Origin of the sequence: Paenibacillus sp. S-38 (assembly GCF_049942825.1) — a bacterium.
GTDB lineage: Bacteria > Bacillota > Bacilli > Paenibacillales > NBRC-103111 > Paenibacillus_G.
On sequence record NZ_CP187970.1, the window covers coordinates 4,825,974 to 4,852,298 of the forward strand.

The following is a 26,325-nucleotide window of genomic DNA, read 5'->3' on the forward strand; positions in this document are numbered from 1 at the left end:
CTAGAAAAGGAACTCTGCGGCTTCGAGCGCTGTCCCGCCGGACAGCCCGATCTCCCCGAGCCTCACCTGCGGGTCTTCCGTCACCGCCTCGAGGACCTGGATGAAATCTTCCGCAAGCTTCCCGGCCGTGCTTTCCTTGAAGAGCTTCACCGCGTATTCGAGCGAGCACTCCAGGACTTCGGCTTCTTCCACGACATACAGGGACAGGTCGAACTTCGCAATATCATAATCGCGGGCGAGCGGCGTGAAGATCAGGTTGTCTACGCGAACTTCTTCGTCCTCCCGGTTCTGCACCACGAGCAGGGTATCGAACAGCGGGCTCCGGCTGTGGTCGCGTACGCCGCCGAGCTTCTCCACAAGCTCCTCGAACGGATAATCCTGATGCTCGAAGGCGCCAAGCGCACCTTCTTTGACCTCCTCCAGATAGGCACGGAACGTCTTCCCTTCTTCCGGGAACTGGCGGAGGGCCAGCGTATTGACGAACATTCCGATGAGCCCCTCGACATCCGCCGTCCGTCTTCCGGCAATCGGCGTCCCTACCACAAGATCTTCCTGCCCGCTGTGGTGCGAGAGCAGGACGGAGTAGGCGGCCAGCATGACCATGAAGAGGGTGGTGCCCGTCTCCTCCGCGAGCCTGCGCAGGGCGGCCGTCAGCTCTTCCCCGACCGGGAAGGAGAGACGCGCCCCTTCGAAGCCGCGTATGGCCGGCCGCGGATAATCAGTCGGCAGATCCAGCGCAGGCAGCTCGTCCGACAGACGTTCAAGCCAGTAGGCTTCCTGCCCGTCATAGATGCTGCGGCCGGTCTCCTGCTGCCACACGGCGTAATCCTTGTACTGGATGGACAGCGGCGGCAGCTCACGGCCCTGGTAAAGCTCCGTGAATTCGCGGATGAGCGTGCCGAGGGACGCGCCGTCCGAGATGATATGGTGCATATCGAACTGCAGCAGGTGCCGCTCTTCCCCGAGACGGATCAGCTCCGCCCGCATCAGAGGCGCCTTCGTCAGGTCGAAGGGACGAACAAAACCGTCAACCCGCTCCTGGACTTCGTCTTCATGAGCTTCCGTCATGCTTACGCTGAATTCCACGGAAGGCTCAATCTTCTGCACCGGCTCGCCGTCCACCAGCGGGAAGGAGGTGCGCAGCGTTTCGTGCCGGGCGATCAGCTCACGGAAGGCGATCTGTACCCGCTCCGGATCCAGCGGACCGTCGATGCGCATCACGCTCGGCATGTTATAGCCGGTCTCCCCGCCTTCCATCTCGCTCAGGATATACAGCCGCTTCTGGGCGGAGGTCACCGGATAGTGCTCGGCCGGTGCGGCAGCCGGGATGGATGGGTAGGCGCTGTGTCCGAGGCCCGCGATTACACGGGCCATCGCCTCGACCGTCGGATGCTGGAATACCTCCTTGAGCGGCAGCTCGACCTCCAGCGTCCGGTGAATTCTCGACACCAGGGTGGTCGCACGCAGCGAATGCCCGCCGATGTCGAAGAAGTTGTCGGTCACGCCGACCTGCGGCAGCCCAAGCACGTCGGCCCAGACCGCAGCCAGCTTCGCTTCGAGCTCCGTGCGCGGGGCGGCATAAGCCGATGCGGACTGCACGCTTGCTTCCGGCGCAGGCAGCAGCTTCCGGTCGATCTTGCCGTTCGGGCTCAGCGGCATTTTGTCGAGCTGCACGAAGTAGGTCGGCACCATGTAGCTTGGCAGCTGCACCGAGAGGGCTTCCCGCAGCACGCCGGCTGCGAGCTCCCGGTCTGCGACATAGTAGGCGCAGAGCAGCTTCTGCCCGGTCTCGTCCTCCCTCGCCGTCACGACGGCTTCCAGCACGCACTCCACGTCCAGCACCGCCGACTCGACTTCGCCGAGCTCGATGCGGTAGCCGCGGATTTTGACCTGGTGGTCAATCCGGCCGAGATACTCGATGTTCCCGTCCGGCATCCAGCGCGTCAGGTCCCCCGTACGGTACATGCAGGCCCCCGGCACGAACGGATCCGCGGCGAACTTCTCTTCGTTCAGCTCCGGCCGGTTCAGATAGCCTCTGGCCACCTGGACGCCGGCGATGCAGAGCTCGCCCGCCACGCCGACAGGCTGCAGCTGGGTCGTGCCTTCTTTCATCACATACAGCCGTGTGTTCCAGACCGGACGGCCGATCGGCACCATCGCGTACGGCTGATCCGGCTCGCAGTCGAAGTACGAGACGTCGACCGTCGCCTCCGTCGGGCCGTACAGGTTGATAAGCCGTGCGCCGCGCGTCTTCGAGACGCTGGCCTGGAAGCGGGCCACGTGCTGCGGAGGCAGGGCCTCACCGCTGGCGAACACTTGGGTGAGGCTGGCGAGCTGATCTGCCGCTTCTTGTGCAGGCAAGCCTTCTACATGTTCCAGGAACGTATGGAGCATTGCCGGCACGAAGTGCATTGTCGTGATGCCGTACTGCCGGATCGCCTCCAGAATCTGCGCCGGGTTCTTCTCGCCGCCAGGTGTCAGCAGGCACACCTTGGAGCCGACCATGCCCCACCAGAACAGCTCCCAGACGGACACGTCGAAGGTGAATGCCGTTTTCTGCAGGATGGTGTCATCCGGGCCGATCGGGTACTTCTCCTGCATCCAGAGGATGCGGTTCACGGCCGAAGTATGCTCGATCAGGACGCCCTTCGGCTTGCCTGTCGAACCCGAGGTGTAGATGACGTAGGCCGCGTCCTGCGGGCCTGCTGCGGCCGGCACGAGGTTGGCTTCATCGCCGCTGTACACGCTCGGATCGTTCAGGTTCATGATGATCCCGTCATACTCCTGAGGCACGGCGGCCAGGAACCGCTCCTGTGTGAGCAGCACTTTCGAGCCCGAGTCCTCGAGGATATAGCGGATGCGCTCCTCCGGATAATCCGGCGCCACCGGCACATAAGCCCCGCCGGCCTTCAGGATCGCGTAGATGCTCACAATCATCTCGAGCGAGCGCTCGGACATGACCGCCGCTCTCGCGTCCGGTCCGATGCCGGCCGCCTGCAGCGTGCGGGCCAGCGCATTTGCGCGGGCATTGAGCTCGCCGTAGGTAAGCGACGCGTCTTCGAACTGCACAGCCGTGCGTTCCGGCGTCCGCGCCGCCTGCTCCTCGAACAGGGAGACCATCGTCGCGCCCTGCGGATACTCGGCCGCCGTGTCGTTGAACGCGCCGAGGATTTGGCCGCGTTCGGCTTCCGTCAGCAGCTCGATGTCACCGATGCGAAGATCCGGATTGGCGGCGATCTGCTCCATCACATGCAGCAGGTGCATGCCGATGCGTTCGATTGCCTCGTCCTCATAAGCATGGGCATTATAGCCGAGATCGATCAGGATCTCCTCGCCCGGCATCACGGTCAGGGTGAAGTCGTAGTTCGTCTGCTCGGCCATCTCCGAATCCACGATGTCAAGCGACTCGCCGTCTCGGCCGCCAAGACGCTCCAGCTGCCGGTCGAGCGGGTAATTCTCGAAAATCATAAGATGCGAGAGCAGCTCCTGCTTCTGGTCCGCTGCCGCCTGGATCTCGTAGAGCGGATGCGTATCGTACCGGTTGGAGGCGATGGCGGACTCCTGGCTTCGCTTCAGCAGGTCAGAGAAGTGTTCCTGCGGCTCGCAGACTACGCGAACTGGCACCGTGTTGATGAACAGACCGATCATCGTCTCGACGCCCGGAATCTCGGCCGGCCGCCCGGAGACGACACTGCCGAAGACGGCGTCCGCGCTGTTGTTGTAGTTCTGCAGCATAACGCCCCACGCCGACTGCATCAGCGTATTGATCGTCACCTGCGACCGCTTCGCAGCCGCATTGAGGCGGCCGGTCAGCGCGGCATCCAGCACAAGGCTGCGCTTGCGAAGCTCATACGTGCCTTCCGCCGGCTTCGCTTTTGCGCCCGGGAGTACGGTCTGGCCGTCATAGCCGGCCAGGTAGCTCTGCCAGTAGCGAGCCGCTTCCAGCGGATCCTGCTCCTGCAGCCAGGCAATATACCGGCTGTACGGGGTGACCGGCAGCGGCTCCGGCGTGCGGTTCTCCTTCAGGTCAAAGTAGGTGCCGAACACTTCACCGCTCATCAGCGACAAGCACCAGCCGTCCATCACGATATGATGGAAGCTCCACACGAAGCGGTACGTGCGCTCGCCGGTCTGCAGAATCGAGACGCGCATCAGCGGATCATGGAAGAGGTCGAAGCCTCTCGCTTTATCCTCAGCCGTAAACCTTGATACATACGCCTCCTGCTCTTCCCGGTTCAGGCCGCGCAGGTCCTCGAACCGGCACTCGCCTCGCCGGCTCCGAAGGACGACCTGCAGGGGCTCGTCCTTCCATCCGCTGAGAATGGCTGTCCGCAGCACTTCGTGCCTTGCCGTGAGCCGGCCCAGGCTCTCGAAGAATACATCCGGAGCGAAGCTTCCCTTGATGGTGAAGGTCGCCTGCTCGAAGTAAGCGCCCGACTGCGGCTCCATCCGGCTGTGGAAGTACATGCCTTTTTGCATCGGTGTCAGAGGGTATACATTCTCCAGCTCGCCGACTGGGGACGTAAGTGCGGTCAGCTCCTCCATGTCCTCCAGCGTTAACCCTTCCAGCAGCACATCGCTTGGCGTCAGCTCGGCCGTTTCCTTGGCTGCGCAGTGCGAGGTGACTTCCTGCAGGCTGCTCTTCAACAGGCCGGCGAGCGTCTCGACCGTCTCCCTGCGGTAGGCTTCCCCGCTGTAGAGAATCGACATCGAGAGCCGCCCCTCCGAGACCAGTCCGTTCAGGCTCAGCACATGGTTCATCGCCGTTCTCGGACTAACGGATTCGCCGGTCGGATAGGAGGACAGCCTCATCGCCCCTTCTTCGCCGCCCTGATCGAACTGGCCCAGGTAGTTGAAGGAGATCTCCGGCTCTGCCGCAAGGCTTCCTGCCTCCGGAAGCTGCGAGAGGTAACGCAGCACACCGTAGCCGATGCCCTTGTTCGGAATGCGGCGCAGGCCTTCCTTGACCTCTTTAATCCGGCGGGCGAGATCCCCTTCGCGGCCGGCCGGAATGACCACCGGATATTGGCTGGTGAACCAGCCGACCGTCCGGGTGATATCCACCTCCGGCAGGATCGCTTCGCGTCCATGGCCTTCGAGGCTGACGAGCACACGGCCGAGTCCCGACCACTGCCCTACGGCCATGCCGAGCGCCGTCAGCAGCAGATCGTTCACATCCGTACCGTACGCGCGGTTCGAGAGCTTCAGGAGACGCTCCGTCTCCTCCCCGGTCCACTCGACGGTTACCGTTCCGCTGCTATCCAGCAGCAGCCGGCTGTCTTCCGGTCCATCCTTCGGAAGGTGTTCGGAAGCGGAGGCTTCCACCTCCCGCCAGTAAGGAAGCTCCTGCTCAAGCGCAGAAGTCCCGGCATACCCGGCAAGCCCCTCGGCCCAGGTGCGGAAGGAATCCGTCTTCGGCGGCAGGCTCAGCGCCTCGCCGTTTATGGCCTGCTCGTAGCACGTTTCGAAATCCTCCAGCAGGATGCGCCAGGAGATGCCGTCTACGGCCAAGTGGTGGATGGCGAGCAGCAGGTGGTCGCCGTCATCGCACCGCAGCAGCCCCGCTCTGAGAAGCGGCCCCTCGCTGAGGGAGATGCTCGATTGAATAGCATTCGCCCGCGCCTCTGCTTCTGCGGCGGCCTCTGCGGCCCCTCGGAGATCTGACGTCTCCAGACGGTAGGCCTCCCCTTCGCCGACGGCCCGGTTCCAGGCCTGCAGCCCTTCGCCGCTCTGGCGGACCACCGTCCGCAGCGCATCGTGATGCGCCGTCAAGCGGCCCAGTACCCGGTGCAGCGCCTCCTCGCTGAAGCCTTCCGGACGATGCAGCATCACCGCCTGGTTGAAGTGGTGCGGCTCCTCGAACGACTGCGCGAAGAACCAGCGCTGGATCGGTGTCAACGGCACTTCGCCCTTCACTTCAGCCTGGTCGGCCTGTCCGCCGGCCGCCTTGAGCTGCGGCGTGAGACGGGCGACCGTCGGGTTCGCGAACAGGTCCTTCATCTCCATCCGGTACCCTTCCTGCAGCAGCCGGGAAGCCACTTGGATGGACTTGATGGAATCGCCTCCGAGATCGAAGAAGCTCTCGTGTATGCCGATCCGATTCACGCCGAGCACGCTCTGCCAGATGCCCGCGACCGTCTCTTCCACGGCCGTGCGCGGAGCGGTATACTCCCCGCCCGCCGGCTGGCTGAGATCCGGCGCCGGCAGCGCCTTGCGGTCAATCTTGCCGTTCGGCGTCAGCGGCATGGCGTCGAGCTGGATCAGGTACGTCGGCACCATGTAGCCCGGCAGCTCGGCCGAGAGCCGGCTGCGAAGCTCGCTCGTCTCCAGCCGCTCTTCCGCCACGAAGTAGGCGCAGAGCTGGTTCTGTCCCTGCCCGTCTTCCCGGGCAATGACGATGACTTCCTGCACGGATGCCGCCTTCAGGATCTGGGCCTCGACTTCGCCGAGCTCGATCCGGTATCCGCGGATCTTGACCTGATGGTCGATCCGCCCGAGGTACTCGAGCTTGCCGTCCGGCATCCACCGGGCAAGGTCGCCCGTGCGGTACATCCGTTCCCCGCTGAATCGGCTCACGACGAATTTCTCGTCCGTCAGCTCCGGCCGGTCCAGATAACCGCGGGCCAGTCCCGCTCCCGCGACGCACAGCTCGCCTGCCACGCCGACCGGGGCCAGGTGGCCGTGCGGATCGATGACGTACACGTGCTGGTTCGGCATCGGGCGTCCGATGGACACGATGCCCTTCTCCGCATCCGGATCTTCCGATACCGGCCAGATTGTGGTCGCAATCGAGTTCTCGGTCGGGCCGTAGCCGTTGTAGTAGGCCACCCGGTCCTTCCACTTGCCGACGAGCTCCACCGACGAAGCGGAGCCTGCGGTGAAGAGAATCCGGAGCGCCGGCATGGTGTCCGGCTCAAGATACACCGCGTAGGTCGGCGGTAGGGCCGCCATCGTGATCCCGTTCTCCTGCATGTACTGCTCGAAGAGACGGTAGTTCATGATGGTGGAAGACGTCGGAACGTACAGCGCCGCACCGGTGAAGAGGGCGCCGTAGATTTCCCAGCACGCCGCGTCGAACGACAGCGAGGCGAACTGGATGATCCGGTCCTGCGTCCCCAGCTTCAGCACCTCGTCAAAATACACCTTGAGGTTCGTCAGGCCGTGATGCTCGACCATGACGCCTTTCGGCTTGCCGGTCGTACCGGACGTATAGATGACATACGCCAGGTCATCCGCCCCGCAGACCGCTTCCAGGTTCGTTCCGTCTTCGTGGTACAGGTCAGCGTCTTCCAGCAGCAGCACGGTCTCCGCTCCTGCCGCCTGCTCGATCAGGCTGCGCTGCGTCAGCATCAGCTTCGTGCCCGAGTCCTCCAGCATGTAGCGGATGCGCTCGGCCGGATACTCCGGATCGATCGGCACATACGCCCCGCCGGCCTTCAGGATCCCGAAGAGTCCGACGAACATCTCAAGCGACCGCTCGGCCATAAGACCAACGAGCGTATCACGGCCGACGCCCGCTTCACGCAGGGTGCGCGCCAGCCGGTTCGCCCGGTCGTTCAGCTCACGGTAGGTCAACCGTTCGCCTTCGAAGACCAGGGCTTCCGCCTCCGGCGTCCGCTCCGCCTGCTCCTCAAGCAGCCGGTGGATCGTCTTGTCCTTTGGCGAATAGGCAGCCGTATCGTTGAAGGAGACGTAGATCTGCTCCTTTTCACCCGGAGTTACGATCTCGAGTGCGCCTACCGGAACGTCCGGCTGTGCCGCCGCCTGCTCCATCAGATGAACGAGGTGGCCGATGATCCGCTCGACCCCTTGAGGCTCAAACGCATGCTCGTTGTACCCCACGATCAGCTTCATCGATTCGCCCGGCAGCACAACCAGGTTGAAATCGTAATTCGTCTGCTCGACCGACTCTACGCCCGTCATCGAGAACGGCACTTCTCCGCCGCTGGCCAGCTCCTCGATCTGCTCCTCCACCGGATAGTTCTCGAAAATGAGGATGTGCGAGATCAGGTCCTGCTTCTGCTCGGTCAGCGCCTGGATGTCATAGAGCGGGAATGTGTCGTAAGCGTGGGAGCGGATCGCCGTTTCCTGGTTCTGCCGGAGCGCTTCGGCAAAGGTCAACCCTTCCATGCTGCGGATCCGGACCGGAATCGTGTTGATGAAGAGGCCGATGATGCTCTCCACATTCGGAATCTCCGCCGGTCTTCCGGACACGACGCTGCCGAAGACGACATCATCCGAGCCGTTATATCGCTGGAGCAGCAAGCCCCATACCGTCTGCACCAGGGTGTTGATCGTCACCTGCTGCTTCCTCGCAATCCGGTGCAGGCGTTCGGTCAGTGACGAGCCGAGCTCCAGCTCGAACCGGCCTGCGGCATAGCCCTCCTTGCGGCCCTGCGCCGGCGCGCCCGGCAGCAGCGTCATGCCTTCATAACCTGCGAGGCACTCGCTCCAGTATGCGGCCGCCTCGCCTTTGTCCCGGGCTTCCAGCCATTCGATATACCGGCTGTACGGCGTCACCGGCGGAAGCTGCGGCTGCCGGTTCTGCAGCTTGGCAAAATACGTGCCGAACACTTCCGTCGCGACGAGCGAGAGGCACCAGCCGTCCATGATGATATGATGGAACGTCCAGATGAAGCGGTAAAGGTCGTCGCCCGTCCGCAGCACCGACAGGCGGAGCAGCGGGTCGGCCGCGAGGTCGAAGCCCCGAGCCTTATCCTTGGCGGTGAACGCAGCCACATAGGCTTCGCGCTCTTCCTCGCCGAGTCCGCGCAGATCCTCTACCTCTACCTGCGCGGCCCGTTGTCTGAACACAGCCTGCACGGCCTGCTCTCCATACCCGGTCAGGAAGTTCGTCCGCAGCGCTTCGTGCCGCTGGACGAGCTCGTTCATGCAGGCGGTGAACAGATCGAGGCGGAATTCGCCCTGCAGGTTGAACGAGGACTGCTCGAGATACGCTCCCGAGCGGGAGTCCATCAGGCTGTGGAACAGCATGCCCATCTGCATCGGCGACAAAGCATACACGTTCTCCAGCTCGCCGGCCGCCGCCGTATCACGCGCCAGGCGGTCCAGCTGCCCGGCGGCCATCCCCTTGAGCGACAGGTCGCTCGGTGTCAGCTCCGTCCCCTCCTGTGCGGCGCAGTGCGCAATTACAGTTTGCAGCGCGATCTGCAGTGCGGCAGCCAGTCGCTGAATAGATTCCCCGCGGTACTGCCTGCCGCTGTAGCGGATCGTCACCTGCAGGCGGCCGTCCGTCACCATGCCGTTGATATCCAGAGCATAGCGCGGCTCGGCCTGCGGACTCGAGGATTCTCCGCCGCCGTACGGCGAGAAGCGGATTCCGCTCTCCTGCACGTCCTGATCCAGCTGGCCGAGGTAGTTGAACGAGATCTCCGGCTCGGAACGCAGCTGCAGTGCAGGATCTTCCCCTGCCGCCAGGTACCTCAGAATACCGTAGCCGATCCCTTTGTTCGGAATACGGCGCAGCGATTCTTTCGTCGCTTTGATATGCTCTGCCAGCGTCCTGCCGGACTCCGAGCGCAGCACCACCGGATAGATGCTCGTGAACCAGCCGACGGTACGCGTGATGTCGAGCTCGTGCCCGATGTCTTCGCGCCCGTGGCCCTCGAGCGCCACCTGCACCTGCCCGAGTCCGCTCCACTGCGTCAGAGCGGTTGCGAGAGCCGCAAGCAGCAGGTCGTTCACTTCCGTGCCGTAAGCGCGGTTCGCCTGACGGAGAAGCAGCTGCGTCTCTTCGGCGGTCCATTCGGCCGTGACCACTTCGCTGTCCGCGGCGGTGTCGGATTCATGGAGTTGGTCAGTGCCAATTTCAGTGGAAGCTTCGCCGTCCGGATCCTTCGGCAGACGAACGCCGCCGGCCCGGTCCACTTCCAGCCAATAATCCAATTCCGCTTGGAGCGCTGCGCTTCCCGCATATTCGTTCAGCCGCTGCGCCCACTCCCGGAACGAGTCCGTTTTGTAAGGCAGCCCGGCTGCCTTGCCCTGAAGGGCCTGCTCATAGGCGTTCGAGAAATCCTCGAAGAGGATGCGCCAGGAGACAACGTCCACGGCCAGGTGATGAATCGCGATCAGCAGGTGGTCGCCGTCATCGCAGCGGAAGAGGCCGAGCTTCACGAGCGGTCCTTCCTCAAGCGACATGGAGCCTTGGATGGCCGTAGCTTCCGTTTCGAGTACCTTGCCGGGATCGGCAAGGCTGCGCAGGTCGAAGGCATCGAAGCCGAAGAGCTCGCCTTCCCCCCTGCTCCGGAACCTCGCCCCGTAACCGGATGCCGTCCGCGGGAACACCAGACGCAGGGCGTCGTGGTGGATCACCAGCTGTTCCATCGACCGGCACAGGGCCGCTTCGTCGAACCCTTCCGGGCGGTACAGCATCACGGCTTGGTTGAAGTGATGCGGCTCCGCCTGCCCGCGGTCCAGGAACCAGCACTGCACCGGCGTCAGCAGGGCGTCTCCGGTCACCTCCCGCTGGTCGGCCACCCGTGTCACATTTCGGACGTGCGGGCTCAGCGCCGCGATCGTCGGATAGCGGAAGAGGTCTTTCATCTCCACCTTGTAGCCGCTGCGGAACATCCTCGAGGTGACCTGGATCGACTTGATGGAGTCGCCTCCGAGATCGAAGAAGCTGTCGTGAATGCCCACTGCGCGCACGCCGAGCACGGACTGCCAAACAGCGGCCAACTCGCGCTCCACCGCCGTCCGCGGAGCCGTGTACACGGCCCCGGAGCCGAAGCCGGCGTCAGGGACAGGCAGCTCCTTGCGGTCGATTTTGCCGTTCGGGCTCAGCGGCATCCGTTCGAGCTGCATGAAGTAAGCCGGCACCATGTAGCTTGGCAGCTGTGCGGAGAGAACCTCCCGCAGCTCGCCGGCTGCGAGTTCACGGTCTGCGACATAGTAGGCGCAGAGCTGCTTCTGGCCGCTTTCGTCCTCACGGGCCGTCACGACCGCTTCCAGCACGCCTTCCACTTCCAGCACCGCCGACTCGACTTCGCCGAGCTCGATCCGGTAGCCGCGGATCTTCACCTGGTGGTCGATCCGGCCGAGGTACTCGATATTGCCATCCGGCAGCCAGCGCGTCAGGTCACCCGTACGGTACATGCGGGCCCCCGGCACGAACGGGTCGGCCGCGAACTTCTCTTCGTTCAGCTCCGGCCGGTTCAGGTAGCCTCTGGCCACCTGGACGCCGGCGATGCAGAGCTCGCCCGCCACGCCGATCGGCTGCAGCTGGGTCGTACCTTCTTTCATGACATACAGCCGCGTGTTCCAGACCGGACGGCCGATCGGCACCATGGCATACGGCTGGTCCGGCTCGCAGTTGAAGTACGAGACGTCGACCGTCGCTTCCGTCGGGCCGTACAGGTTGATGAGGCGTGCCCCGCGAACCTTGGCGACGCAGGATTGGAACCGGGCCACGTGCTGCGGAGGCAGAGCCTCGCCGCTGGCAAACACTTGTTTCAGGCCGGCAAGCTGAACCGCCGCCTCTTCAGCCGGCAGGCTTTCCGCATAATCAAGGAACGCGTGCAGCATCGCCGGCACGAAGTGCATCGTCGTAATGCCGTACCTCTCGATCGCCTCGAGGATCTGCGCCGGGTTCTTCTCGCCGCCAGGTGTCAGCAGGCACACCTTGGAGCCGACCATCCCCCACCAGAACAGCTCCCAGACGGAGACGTCGAAGGTGAACGCTGTTTTTTGCAGGATGGTGTCATCCGGGCCGATCGGGTACTTCTCATGCATCCACAGGATGCGGTTCACGGCCGAAGTGTGCTCGATGAGAACACCTTTCGGTTTGCCTGTCGAACCCGAGGTGTAGATGACGTAGGCCGCGTCCTGCGGGCCTGCTGCGGCCGGCACGAGGTTGGACCCATCGCCGCTGGACACGTTCGGATCGTTCAGGTTCACGATAATCCCCTCATACTCCTGTGGCACGGCCGCCACGAACCGCTCCTGCGTGAGAAGCACCTTCGCCCCCGAGTCTTCGAGAATGTAGCGGATGCGCTCCTCCGGATAATCCGGCGCCACCGGCACATAAGCCCCGCCGGCCTTCAGGATCGCGTAGATGCCCACGATCATCTCGAGCGAGCGCTCGGTCATGACCGCCGCTCTCGCGTCCGGTCCGATGCCGGCCGCCTGCAGCGTACGGGCCAGCGCATTCGCCCGGGCATTGAGCTCGCCGTAGGTCAGCGACGCGTCTTCGAACAGCACCGCGATGCGTTCCGGCGTCCGCGCCGCCTGCTCTTCGAACAGGGAGACGATGGTCGCGTCCTGCGGATACTCGGCCGCCGTATCGTTGAATGCGCCGAGAATTTGACCGCGTTCGGCGTCCGTCAGCACTTCCAGTTTTTCCAGAAGCACCTCCGGATTCCCGGCCGCCTGCTCCAGCACCTGCACGAGATGACCCTGGATGCGGTCAATCGTCTCTCTGTCGTACACGGCCGCATTGAATTCGCAGTCGATCCGCAGCTGCGCGCCCGGCATGATGACCAGGTTAAAATCGTAGTTCGTCTGTTCGGCCACCTGCGCGCCGGTGATCGTGAAGCCATGCTGATCTCCGCCCAGCTGCTCGACCTGCTGCTCCACCGGATAGTTCTCGAACACCGTGATATGGTGGATGAGGTCTTTCTTCTGTGACGTGCGCGCTTGAATGTCGAACAGCGGATATGTCTCGTAGTCCTTCGAAGCCAGAGCCTCCTGCTGTGTCCGCCGGAGGAGTCCCGCGAAGGTTTCCCCTGCTTCGCTCCGCATCCGGACCGGGACCGTATTGATGAACAGCCCGATCGTCCGCTCGACGCCCGGAATCTCCGAAGGTCTGCCCGACACCACGCTGCCGAAGACTACATCGCGGGAGTTGTTGTAATGCTGCAGCAGGATGCCCCATGCCGTCTGAATGACCGTATTGACGGTGACCTGGTACTTTTTCGCCGTATGGTCCAGCTTGGCCGTCAATTCTTCGGGCAGCAGGCAGATCCGTTTATCCGCCAGGTAAGCCTCTTCGGGCTCCGGCGTGCGGGCGCCCGGCAGGAGCGTCATCCCCTCGTAGCCTTCCAGATAGCCGCTCCAGTAATCGGCAGCTTCCGTGCTGTCCTGCTGTCCGAGCCATCCGATGTATCGGCTGTACGGGGCAACCGGAGCAAGTACCGGCTCCCGGCCCTCCGCCAGCGCGAAGTAGCCTTCGAACACCTCGCCGGTCATCAGCGACAGGCACCAGCCGTCCATCAGCATATGATGGAAACTCCAGACGAAACGGTAACGTTCCTCTTCCATCTGCAGGATCGTCACGCGCATCAGCGGATCTTCGGCGAGGCGGAAGCCTGCTGCCTTGTCTTCCTGCAGGAAGTTCGCCGCATAGGCCTCGCGCGCTTCAGCCGGCAGGCCGCGCAGATCTTCATGGCGGAAGTCCGCCTTCCGGCTGCGCAGCACGAGCTGCAGCGGTTCGCTGCCCGTGCCGGCCAGGAAGTTCGTGCGGAAGATCGCATGCCGCTGTACGAGAGCATCCAGACTGCGCTCGAAGAGCTCCGGACGGAAATCGCCGTGCAGGTCGAAGGTCGCCTGCTCGAAGTAGGCCCCCGAGCCTGCATCCATCAAACTGTGGAACAGCATCCCTTTTTGCATCGGGGTCAGAGGATAGACATCCTCCACCTCACCCAGATGCCGCGCCCCGGTCTCCAGTGCTTCGAGTTCTTCCAGGGTAAGACCTTGGTGCAGAACGTCGCTCGGCGTCAGCTCGCTGCCCTCCTTGCCGGCGCAGTGCGAGATAACCTCCTGCAGGCTCGACCGCAGCGCCTCCGCCAGACGCTCTATCGTCTCCCTGCGGTAGGACGGGTCGTCGTAGCGGATCGTCAGCTCCAGCACTCCGCCGGAGATCATGCCGCTGACATCGACGGGATACTTCATCGTCGTCCTCCGGCTGACCACGTCACCGATGGAGTACGGCGAGAAGGTCATGCCGCTCTGCTCGAGATCCTGGTCGAACTGGCCGAGATAGTTGAAGCTGAGCTGCGGCTCCGGACCGTTCAGGCCCTCGGAGGAGGCCGTCATATATTTCAGGATGCCGAAGCCGATCCCTTTGTTCGGAATGCGGCGCAGCGATTCCTTCACCATCTTGATCCGGCGGGCGAGCGGAAGGTCAGCTCCCGCCTGCAGCACCACCGGGAACTGGGTCGTGAACCAGCCGACCGTGCGCGAGATGTCCGCGCCCGGCAGGATGTCCTCCCTGCCGTGGCCCTCGAGGTTGACGAGGACGCGGTCCCGGCCGGTCCAGGACTGAACCGCCATGCCGAGCGCTGTCAGCAGCAGATCGTTCACTTCGGTGTGATAAGCTCTTGGCGCCTGCTTCAGGAGCTGCTCGGTCTCTTCCTTCGTCCAGTAGACCGTGATCGTCTCGGACTCTTCCACGGTCGGAAGACCCTCGCGTGCCCGATCCTTCGGCAGCGGTTCTTCCTTGGCTGCAAGGATCTCCTGCCAGTAGGCCCGCTCCTGCTCGAGCTCGCTGCCGCCCGCGTAGTCCGCGAGGCGGTCCGCCCACAGCCGGAACGAATCGGTCTTGGCCGGCAGCCGGACCGGCTTTCCGGCGAGGGCCTGTTCGTACCCCGAGGCAAGATCCTCGAACAGGATGCGCCACGACACGCCGTCCACCACCAGGTGATGGATCACTATGAGAAGGTGGTCCCCGTCATCGCAGCGGAACAGCCCAAGCTTCATCAGCGGTCCGCGTTCCAGATCGATCCCGCCTTGGATCTCGCTGGCCTTGGCTTCCACCCGTGCTGCGACGTCCTCCGCTCCGCGGAAGTCCACCGTCTCCAGGGTGTAGAGCGCTTCGCCCTTCACGGGGCGGTTCCAGCCCTCATACCCGCCTGCTCCTTGGCGGAACACCATCCGCAGCGCGTCATGATGCGCTGCCAGCTGATCCAGCGCCGTCCGGAGCGCCGCTTCCTGGAAGCCCTGCGGCCTGTGCAGCATGACCGCCTGGTTGAAGTGGTGCGGCTCCGCCTGCTCCTGCTCGAAGAACCATTGCAGGATCGGCGTATGCTTCACTTCCCCGGTCACCTCGCGCTGGTCGGACAGGCGTCCTGCCGTCGTCAGGCGGGAGGCCAGCTGCTCTGCGGTCGGATACTGGAAGAGATCCTTCATGTTCAGCTTGTAGCCGGCCGCAAGCAGCCTCGAGGACACCTGAATCGCCTTGATGGAATCCCCGCCGAGGTCGAAGAAGTTATCGTGAATGCCGACCTGCCCCGCACCCAGCACGGAAGCCATGACGGAAACGAGCGACTCTTCGGCTGCGTTCCGTGCGGCGGCATAGGCCGCCCCGGAGTTCTGGCCGATCTCCGGCGCCGGCAGCGCACGGCGGTCGATCTTCCCGTTCGGCGTCAGCGGCATCTTCTCCAGCTGTACGAGCGCAGCCGGGATCATATACCCCGGCAGATCGGCAGCCAGGAAGTTCTTGAACTCGCTGTAAGCCAGCTGAGTTTCGGCCACCACGTAGGCGACGAGCTGCTTCGAAGGTCCTCCGTCCTCCCGGGCCACGACGACCGTTTCCAGGACGGAAGGCTGCTTCATGATCTGGGCTTCAATCTCGCCGAGCTCGATCCGGTGGCCTCTGATTTTGACCTGATGATCGATCCGTCCCTCGAATTCGATCGAGCCGTCCGGCAGCCAGCGCGCCAGGTCTCCGGTCCGGTACATCCGCTCGCCGGCGGCGAACGGATTCCCGGTGAATTTCTCCCGGGTCAGCTCCGGCTGATTCAGATAGCCTTGGGCCAATCCGTCGCCTGCGACGCACAGCTCTCCCGTCACGCCTACCGGAAGCAGACGGTTTCCTTCGCCGAGAATGTAGGCGCTCGTGTTGCTCACCGGATAGCCGATCGGCAGGGTTGCCGCCTCAGCGGACAGTTCGTTCACCGGATAATACGTGGCATAGACGGTGCTCTCGGTCGGGCCATAGACGTGAATGAGTCGGTCCGGACCGAGGAACTCCAACGCTTTGCGGACGTGAGTGACCGACGAGCGCTCTCCGCCGAAGAGCACCTTGCGTACCGAAGTAAGGCTGCCCAGATTGACGTCCACGAGCACGTTGAACAGAGCCGTTGTAATGAACATGACGGTGACCCGCTGCGCTGCAATGACACCGGACAGCTTATCCATATCCAGTACTTCGCTCTTCGAGATGAGCACCAGCTTTGCTCCGTTCAGCAGCGCCCCGAAGATATCGAAGGTGGAGCCGTCGAACGCATAGCTCGATAGCTGAAGCAGGGTGTCTTCGCCGGTGATCTCGATGTAGTTCGTATCCCGAACGATGCGAACGATATTGCGGTGAGTCGTCAGGTTGCCTTTCGGCCTGCCCGTCGTTCCCGAGGTGTACATCACATAAGCGAGTCCCCCGGCATCCACGGCAGCTTCCTGATTCGTATCGTCACCGGCATACGAAGCCTCGTCATCCAGACGAAGCACCGCGCCTTCCCAGCCCGCAGGCCTCTGCAGGTCTCTGTGGGTCAGCAGCAGCTTCGCCTCCGAATCCGAAAGGATATACTGAATCCGCTCCTCCGGATATTCCGGATCGATCGGAACGTAGGCTCCGCCGGCTTTGAGCACGGCCAGGATGCCCACGATCATATCCGCGGAACGCTCGGTCAGCATGCCCACAAGAGAGCCTGCCGCCACACCTGAGGCGGCCAGTGTACGGGCCAGACGGTTCGCCTGCCGGTTCAGCGCCTCATACGTCAGATCGCCGCCTTCGTGAACCACAGCCACCGCATCCGGCGTAAGCACGGCGAATTCTTCAAAGAGAGCATGCAGCGTCTTCTCCCGTGGATAATCCGTACGGGTATCGTTGAACGCGCCGAGCAGTGCTTCCCGTTCCTCCGGCGTGACCAGCTCCAGCTCGTCCACCCCGATCATCGGATTCGCCGAAACCTGAGCCAGCACGTGAGACAGATGACCGCGCATCCGCTTCATGCTCGTCTCGCTGAAACGGGCCGCATTATAGGAGAAGCGGACGTTCAGTTCCTCACCCGGGATGAAAATCAGGTTGAAATCAAAGTTCGTCTGCTCGGCCGACTCCACGCCGGAGATCCGGAAGGTCTCCCGTCCGCCGCTGCCGATGCTCTCCACTTCCTGCTCCACCGGGAAGTTCTCGAAGGCCATGATGTGGCTCAGGAGATCCGGCTGGCCGGACAGAGACTGGATGTCATAGAGCGGGAACGTCTCGTAGCGGTTCGAAGCCAGGGCGTCTTCCTGTACGCGTTTCAGCACATCTGCGAAGCGTTCTTCGCCTTCGGCGCGGATGCGCACGGGGATCGTGTTGATGAAGAGGCCGATGGTCCCTTCCACGCCGGAAATCTCTGCCGGACGGCCCGATACGACGCAGCCGAAGACGGCGTCTCTTGCGCCGTTATACTTCTGAACGATGAGGCCCCAGGCGGTCTGCAGGAGCGTGTTCACGGTCACCTGCTGCCCTCTGGCCGTCCTCTCCAGCCGTGAGGTCAGCTCACGGCCCAGCGTAAAGTCCATCCGAGCCGGCACGTAATCCTGTCCGCCTGCCGGAAGCCCGTCATTAGCCGGAAGCGACGTTACGGCTTCGTAGCCTTCCAGGTACGACTTCCAGTAGTCTGCCGCTTTCCTGCTGTCCTGCCGCTCGAGCCAGTCGATATACCGGCTGTATGGCGTCACGGCCGGAAGCTCCGGACGGCGTCCTTCTCTCAGCGCGAAGTAGGTGTCGAACACTTCCTTCGTCATGAGGGACATGCACCAGCCGTCCATGATGAGGTGGTGATGGCTCCAGATGAAGCGGTATGACGCCTCCGCTATCTGCAGCACCGTTACCCGCATCAGCGCATCCTGCGCCAGATCGAAGCCCATCTCGAGATCGCGCCGTGCCAGAGATGCCAGGACAGCATCCCGCTCCTCGGCCTCCAGACCGCGAAGGTCTTCGAAGCGCAGATCCGGCTCCCGCCGGCGGTAGACCACCTGCACCGGTTCTTCGCGCCAGCCGCTGTGGATGTTGGTCCGCAGTGCCTCATGCCTCTGGATAAGGCTATCCAAGCTTTGACGGAACGTCTCCAGATCGAAGGAGCCCGTCAGATCGAAGGCGGCCTGCTCAAAATAGGTCCCTTCCGACGGATGCATCAGGGAGTGGAACAGCATCCCCTTCTGCATCGGCGTCAGCGCGTAGACGTTCTCGAGCTCGCCGATGTGCGCCGTCTGCCGCGTGAGCTGCTCCAGCTCGGCTGCATGGACGTCCTTCAGCAGCACGTCGCTCGGCGTCAGCTCGGTATGCTCCTGCGCCAGGCAGTGCGTCAGCACGTCCTGCAGCGAGCTGCGGAGCAGACCGGCCAGCGCGTCGACCGTTTCGCTGTCGTACATCTCACGGCTGTATCGGATATAGAGCTCGAGCTCGCCGCCGGATACCACAGCATTCAGATCCAGCGGGAACTCGAGCCACGCCTCCCCGCTGACCTGCAGTCCTTCGCTGAACGGCGATTTTGTGAACCCGCCATGCTCATAATCCTGGTCGAACTGTCCCATATAGTTGAAGGAAATGTCCGGCTGCGCGGTAAGGGGAGCCTCGCTCCCCTTGGAAGACACATAACGCAGGATGCCGTAGCCGATCCCTTTGTTCGGAATGCGGCGCAGTGCTTCCTTGACCTGCTTGATCTCCTGACTTACGCTGAGATTCTCCGTGCCTTCGAGCAGCACCGGGAACATGGAAGTGAACCAGCCCACCGTACGGGTGATGTCGGTCTCCTCCAGGATATCCTCCCGGCCGTGGCCCTCCAGGTTGACGAGTACACGGTCTAAGCCGCTCCATGCGCGGACCGCCCGGCCCAGTGCCGCCAGCAGCAGATCGTTCACTTCCGTACCGTAGGCGCGGTGCGCCTGCTTCAGCAGCGCTTCCGTCTCCCGGACGCCGCTCCACGTGATCCGGAGCAGCTCGCTGCCCTGCTGCAGCGTGCGGCCGGTTTCCCGGTCCTTCGGCAGCGGGGCGGCTCCGCCCTCTTCGACCGTCTGCCAGTACGCCCGCTCCGCTTCCATGGCCGGACTGTCCGCGAACGCGGTCAGTCGCTCCGCCCATGCCTTGAACGAGTCCGTCTTCTGCGGCAGCCGGATCGGCTCTCCTGCGACCGCCTGCTCGTAGCCGGCGGCAAGATCTTCGATCAGCACGCGCCATGACACGCCGTCCACCGCTGCGTGGTGAATGACGACGAGCAGATGATCTCCGTCGCTGCAGCGGAACAGTCCCAGCTTGAAGAACGGTCCGTTCTCGATCGAAATTCCCGATTGGATCTCATTGGCCTTCGCCTCGATGAGCCGGGCAGGATCACTTTCGCCTCTCATATCGATGATATCGAGGCTGTACAGCTCTCCTTCGCTTACCGGACGAACCCGCAGCGAATACCCGCTCTCCTCGGCACGGAACACCATACGAAGCGCGTCGTGATGTTCGGCCAGCTTGGCCGCCGTCCGGCGCAGCGCCGCTTCCTCGAAACCCGCCTCCCGGCGGAAGAACATCGCCTGGTTGTAGTGGTGCATCGCCCCATGCCGCTGCTCGAAGAACCAGCCGAGCACCGGAGTAAGCGGCACTTCACCCGTCACTTCACCCTGCTCCGCCAGGCTTACGGCCGTCTTCAGCCTGCCGCCGAGCTGCGCAACGGTCGGATATTGGAACAGGTCCTTCATCTCCAGCCGATAGCCGGCCTGCATAACGCGGGATGACACCTGAAGCGATTTGATCGAATCGCCGCCGAGCTCGAAGAACGAATCATGAATGCCGACGCCCCGGGTGCCCAGAACCGCTTCCCATACGCCGACAAGCATCGCTTCGGCTGCAGTGCGCGGAGGTGCAAAATCCGCTCCGCTGAAGGCCTCCGCCGCAGGCTCGGGAAGGGCTTTGCGGTCGATTTTGCCGTTTGGCGTCAGCGGCAGCCTCTCCAGACGCATGAGCCTGGATGGCACCATGTGCGATGGCAGCGACCGGGCCAGGAAGCTCTTCAGCGTGCCGATATCCAGTGTTTCTGCAGATGCCGCATAACCGCACAGGTATTTTTGGCCGCGCTCATCGGTTCGGTCTATAACAACCGCTTGGCGCACGCCCGCAAACTGCAGCATGGCGGTCTCGATCTCGCCGAGCTCGATCCGGTAGCCCCGGATTTTCACCTGGTGGTCGATCCGGCCGATGAAGTCCACATGGCCGTCCGCCATCCAGCGCGCAGAGTCGCCGGAGCGGTAGAGCTTCTCGCCCGGGACGAACGGATTGTCCACGAACTTCTCCGCCGTCAGGTCCGGACGGTTCAAATAGCCCCTCGCCACACCCGGTCCGCCGATGCACAGCTCGCCGGCCACGCCGATCGGCACGGGCCTCAGCCCGCTGTCCAGAATGTAGAAGCGCGCATTGAGATAAGCTCTGCCGATGGGCACATTCCCCGCCTCCGGCAGCTTGTCCAGAGGTTCGTCATAGAAGCTGGAATCAATCGCCGCTTCGGTTACGCCGTATGCGTTGATGATGCGGATCTGCGAGCCGAAGCGCTCCTGCAGGGCGCGGTAATCCGGCACGCCGCAGGAATCCGACGAGGTGATGAGCAGCTGCAGCGACGACATGTCGAGTCCGGCGGCAGCCGCATGCTCCATGAACGGGATGATGAGCGCCGGCGTCGACTCAAACACCGTGATCTGCCGGTCGCGGATCCAGCCATAGAGGCGCTCGGGATCGATGCGGTCCTCCTTCGGGCAGAGGAACATCGTGCCTCCATTGATCAGGGCGCGGGCAATATCTCCAGTGAACACGTCGAACGAGAAGCTCGCCAGCTGCAGAAGCCGAACGGGGAACTCCGTCAGCCTGTACTCCCTGCGGTAGGCGAGAGCCGTATTCACGAGGCTGCGGTGCTCGATCATGACGCCCTTCGGACGTCCTGTAGTGCCCGAGGTGTAGATCACGTAAGCGAGATCCCCCGGCTCGCTCACATTTGCCACCGGCTGCCCTTCGGCGCCGGCATACAGTGCCTCGTCGTCCAGGCAGAGCACATGCTTCGGCCCGGAGCCTTCGTCTGCGGCAGCAGCCTCACCCTCATACAAGCCGGTCTGGGTCAGCAGCACCTGCGCCCCGCTGTCTTCGAGCATGAACGCAATGCGCTCCGCCGGGTAATCCGGGTCAAGCGGCACATAAGCCCCGCCGGCTTTCCAGACGGCGATCACGCCGACCAGCAGATCCACGCTGCGGCCGGCCAGGATGCCGACCAGGCGTTCGCGGTCTACACCGCACGCCCGCAGTCTGGCGGCCAGCGCATTCGCCCGGTCGTCCAGCTCCCGGTAAGTGAGCTCGCGATCCGCGTCCGCTGCAGCCGGATGGTCCGGCGTGCGGCGGACCTGCTCTTCGAACAGCACGTGCAGCGGCACATCCAGGGCATCCGGTGCACCGGTCCCGCTGAAGGCTTCGAGCAGTTCTTGTTTTTCCCAAGCTTGCGTCAGTTCCAGACCGCCAAGCCGGATGGCCGGATCCTTCGTAGCCTGATCCAGTACGGTCACCAGGTGCCCTGCGATGCGCAGCATATTGGCCCGGCTGTAAGCCAGCGCGTTATATTCGAGCTCCAGACGAAGATCATCGCCCGGAATGACGTTCAGGTTAAAATCATAGTTCGTCTGCTCGTGCATCGAGATATTGGCCAGTGTAAAGCCTTCCCCGCTTCCCTGCTGCTCCAGGCGCAGCTCCACCGGGTAGTTCTCGAAGACGAGAATATGGTTGATCAAATCCTGCTTTTGCGCCGCAAGTCCTTGGATTTCATAGAGCGGATAGGTCTCGTAGGGCCGGGAGGCCAGCGCCTTCTCCTGCGTCTGCCGAAGCAGATCGGCAAAAGACATATCCCCTTCGCAGGTAATCCGTACGGGAACGGTGTTAATAAAGAGACCGACCATCGTTTCCACGCCCGGCAGCTCGGCCGGACGTCCGGAGACGACGGAGCCGAAGACGACATCCTGCGTCTGGTTGTACTTCTGCAGCAGCACGCCCCATGCCGCCTGCAGCAGCGTGTTAACCGTCACCTGGTGGCGGCTGGCCAGCGCCTGCATCTTGGCGGTCAGCTCCGCGCCGAGGTGAACCGCTTCTTTGCGTACGTCGTAGCCCTCTGCACGGCGGGGCAGATCGGACTTCGGCAGGGACGTCTCCTGCTCGTAGCCCTCGAGATACTGCGCCCAGTAGGCTGCCGCCGCTCCGCTGTCCTGCTCGTCCAGCCAACGGATATACCTGCTGTATGGACGGGCTTCCGGCAGCACGGGCTCCCGGCCTTCCAACTCCGCAAAGTAGGTTTCGAACACCTCACGTATGATCAGCGAGAGACACCAGCCGTCCATGACCAGGTGATGGAAGCTCCACAGGACGTGGAAGCTTTCCACACCTGTTTGGAGCAGCGTGACACGCATCAGCGGGTCCGCTTCCAGATCGAAGCCTCTCGCCTTATCCGCTTCGGCTGCCGCATGGACCGCTTCAGCACGCTCCACTTCCCCTAGTCCGCTCAGATCCTGGAATCGGAAGCCGGCTTTCCGGCTGCGCAGCACGGCCTGCACCGGCTGCTCCAGCCAACCGCTGAAGAAGTTCGTGCGAAGAATGCCGTGCCGGCTCACGAGCACATGCAGGGCTCGCTCGAAGACGTCCGGACGGAACCGGCCGAGCACATCGAAGGAAGCCTGCTCGAAGTAAGCGCCGTCGTCCCCGTGAAGCAGCGAGTGGAACAGCATGCCTTTTTGCATCGGTGAAAGGCCGTAGACATCCTCCAGCTCTCCGAGAGCGGAAGTGCGTTCCAGGAGCGATTGGAGCTCGCCGAAGCTCACGCCATTCAGCGTGAGATCGCTCGGGGTCAGCTCCGGCTGCTCCTGCGTGCAGCAGTGTTCCACGATCTCCTGCAGGCTTTCCTGCAGCAGTCCCGCCAGTTCCTGCACCCTCTCGCTGCGGTACTGCCCCCTGCTGTAACTGATAGTCAGGCTCAGCGCACCTCCGGTGATCATCCCGTTGAGATCCAGGGCAAATTTCCGCTTGCTGCGGCCGCTGACGGATGCCCCCGTGCTGTAAGGAGAGAAGCGCATGGAACTGTTATCGAGATCCTGATCGAACTGCCCGAGGTAGTTGAAGCCGATCTCGGGCTCCACGCCGAACTGCCCATCCCCTTCATGAGATGCAAGGTAGCGGAGAATCCCGTAACCGATCCCCTTATTCGGAACGCTGCGAAGTTCTTCCTTCACTCGTTTGATGCGCATGCCGAGGCTCTCGCCTGCCTTGATCTCCAAGGCAACAGGATACTGGCTCGTAAACCAGCCGACCGTCCGGGAGATATCCGCATCTACGACAGCTTCCCGGCCGTGCCCTTCGAGATTCACAAGGACGCGCTCCAAGCCGGACCAGGAATGAACGGCCTGACCGAGAGCCGTCAGAAGAAGATCGTTAATCTCCGTGCCGTAGGCCTGGTTGGCCTGTTTCAGCAGCCGGCTGGTGAGCTGCTCCGGCCACACAACCGTTACGATGTCGCTATCCTCTACGAGCGCATGCTCCTGCTCGTGGTCCTTCGGCAGAGTCGCAGGCTCGAGACGGGCGATCTTCTCGGCATAGGCGCGATCGGATGCCAGAGCGGCCCCGTTCGCATACTCGCGAATCTGACGGGCCCAGAGCTGGAAGGAATCCGTCTTCCGGGGAAGCGCAGGCTCCCGTCCTGCCAGAGCCTGCTCGTAAGCCAGTGCCAGATCCTCGAAGAGAATGCGCCAGGAAACCCCGTCCACCGCGAGATGGTGAATGACAATCAGCAGGTGGTCCCCATCCGCGCAGCGGAACAGGCCCATGTGCAGAAGCGGGCCGTTTTCAAGGTCGATAGAGGCCTGGATGTCGTTCGCTTTGAGTTCGATGGCCTGCGCGCAGTCTCCCAGGTGACGGAAGTCCTGAACGTCCAAACGGTACAGCTCGCCCTCTCCGGCCGCCCGGTTCCACAGCTTGCCCTCCGTAGCGCGGTACACCATCCTCAGTGCGTCATGGTGCTCTGCCAGTTTCGCAGCCGCCTGACGGAGTGCTGCCTCATCGAAGCCCTCGGCACGGTGAACCATCAACGCCTGGTTAAAATGATGACGGTCCGTCCACTCACCCTGCAGGAACCATTCGAGAATCGGGGTACGCTCCACTTCACCCGTAACTTCCGACTGATCAGCCGTCCGGGTAAGCAGCTCCACTCTTCCCGCCAGATCGGCAATGGTCGGGAACTGAAAGAACTCCTTCGATTCCAGTTTAAATCCTTCTTGGAAAAGACGGGAGGACACCTGGATCGACTTGATGGAATCGCCTCCGAGCTCGAAGAAATGATCGTGAATACCGACCTTCCTGGCTCCGAGCACCTTCTCCCACAAGCCGCAGAGCATCCGTTCCATGTCCGTCCGCGGAGGGGCATAGGCGCTCCCGGTCTGCACCTCCGCGCTCGGTGCCGGCAGTGCCCTCCGGTCGATCTTGCCGTTCGGTGTGAGGGGCATCTGTTCGAGCTGGACGAAGTGCGCCGGAATCATGTAGGCCGGCAGTTCCCGGGACATGTTCCCCCGCAGTTCGCCTGCCGTAAGCGGATGCTCCGCCACAAAGTAGGCGGCGAGCTGCTTCTGGCCGGCTTCGTCGTCGCGCGCAATGACGATGCACTCCTGCACGGACGGCACCTTCATGAGCTGGGCTTCCACCTCGCCTAGCTCGATCCGGTATCCGCGGATCTTCACCTGGTGGTCGATCCTGCCCAGATACTCGATCATCCCGTTCGGCAGCCAACGGGCCAGGTCGCCCGTACGGTACAAGCGCCCTCCCCGGGCGAGCGGATGCGCGATGAATTTCTCCTCCGTCAGCTCGGGACGGTTCAGATACCCTCTGGCCAGACCCTCGCCGGCAAGACACATCTCACCGGCCACGCCGGCGGGAAGCAGACGAAGCTGTTCATCCACAATAAGCACCTGGTGGTTGGCGATCGGTCTGCCTATGGATACCGCTCGTCCCTCCGCCCATTCGCCGCTGCAGTCCCATACCGTCGAACAGATGGAATCTTCGGTCGGTCCATAGGCATTATAATAGGCTACCCGGTCCTTCCATTTCTGGATCAGCTCGAGGGATGGCGCGGAGCCGGCGGTAATCAGCTTCTTCAGACTCGGCATGGCGGCAGGTTCAAGATAGACGGCATACGATGGAGGCAGTGTCGCCACCGTGACTCCATGCTCCGTGACGAAGCGTTCGAACAGTCGGGAGTTCATAATATCAGATGAGGTTGGAACCGCCAGTGCCGCACCGAAGAAGAGGCTCATGAGCGTCTCCCAGGTCGAAGCGTCAAAGGAGAAGCTTGCAAACTGGACCACCACATCATCCTCGGTCATGCCCAGCGAGGTTTCGAAATAAGTGCGCAGATTAACAAGCCCGCTGTGCTCGACCATAACCCCTTTGGGATTGCCGGTCGTCCCGGAGGTGTAAATGATGTAAGCCAGGTCGGAAGGACCCGATACCGGCTCCGGATTGTCTCCGTCTCCTTCGTATAGCGTCTCGCTGTCTAACGAAAGGACCGTACCGCCGAACGATACGTTCCGCTCCAGTCCCCGGTTCACCAGCAGCAGCCCGGCTCCCGAGTCCTCCAGCATATAGCGGATGCGCCCCTCCGGATATTCCGGATCGATCGGCACATAAGCGCCCCCTGCTTTCAGTACGCCGAGCATGCCGACCACCATCTCAACCGAGCGCTCCACCATCAGGCCGACGATGGAATCCCGTCCCACTCCTCTGGCCCGCAGCGTACGCGCCAGGCTGTTGGCCCGGCGGTTGAGCTCGCGGTAGCTCAGCCTCTTCCCTTCGCAGACTACGGCCGTGCGCTCCGGCACGCGGGCCGCCTGAGCTTCGATCAACCCGTATATCGTCTGCTCCCGGTCGTATTCCGCATGGGTGGCGTTGAATTCGTTCAGAATCCGGTCCTGTTCCCCGCTACCCGTCCATGCCAGCTCTGCTATTCTGGCTGTCGGCTGCGCAAGAAGGGCATCGACCAGCGCAAGAAACTGCGAGATGACCTGGCGGGCTTCCGCCTGCTCGAACAAGTGAATACGGTAATCCATATGTAGCACCAGACGGTCATCATCCAGCATATCAACGACATGAATATCAAAGTCGTTGCCCGTAGCGCCTGCAAAAGGCGTGTCGATCACATGACCGATCCCTTCCGGGTGCAGCCAGCTCATCGTGCGGTACTGCACACTCACGGCGAACAGGCGCTGTACGTCGCTGAACGAATGAAGATCACGGAGATCCTGGATCAATTTGTTGTACGGATACCGCTGATGGCG

Annotated in this window: 1 protein-coding gene (cut by a window edge); it reads right to left on the minus strand. The window is 62.8% G+C overall.

The genetic code is table 11. The annotated features are described in order from the left end of the window. On the minus strand, positions 1-26,325 hold the 3' portion of the coding sequence (locus ACP26L_RS21275; RefSeq protein WP_426446151.1) for a non-ribosomal peptide synthase/polyketide synthase. 1,008 nt of this gene lie beyond the right edge of the window; only the last 26,325 of its 27,333 coding nucleotides appear in the window; its start codon lies beyond the right edge, outside the window; its stop codon occupies positions 1-3.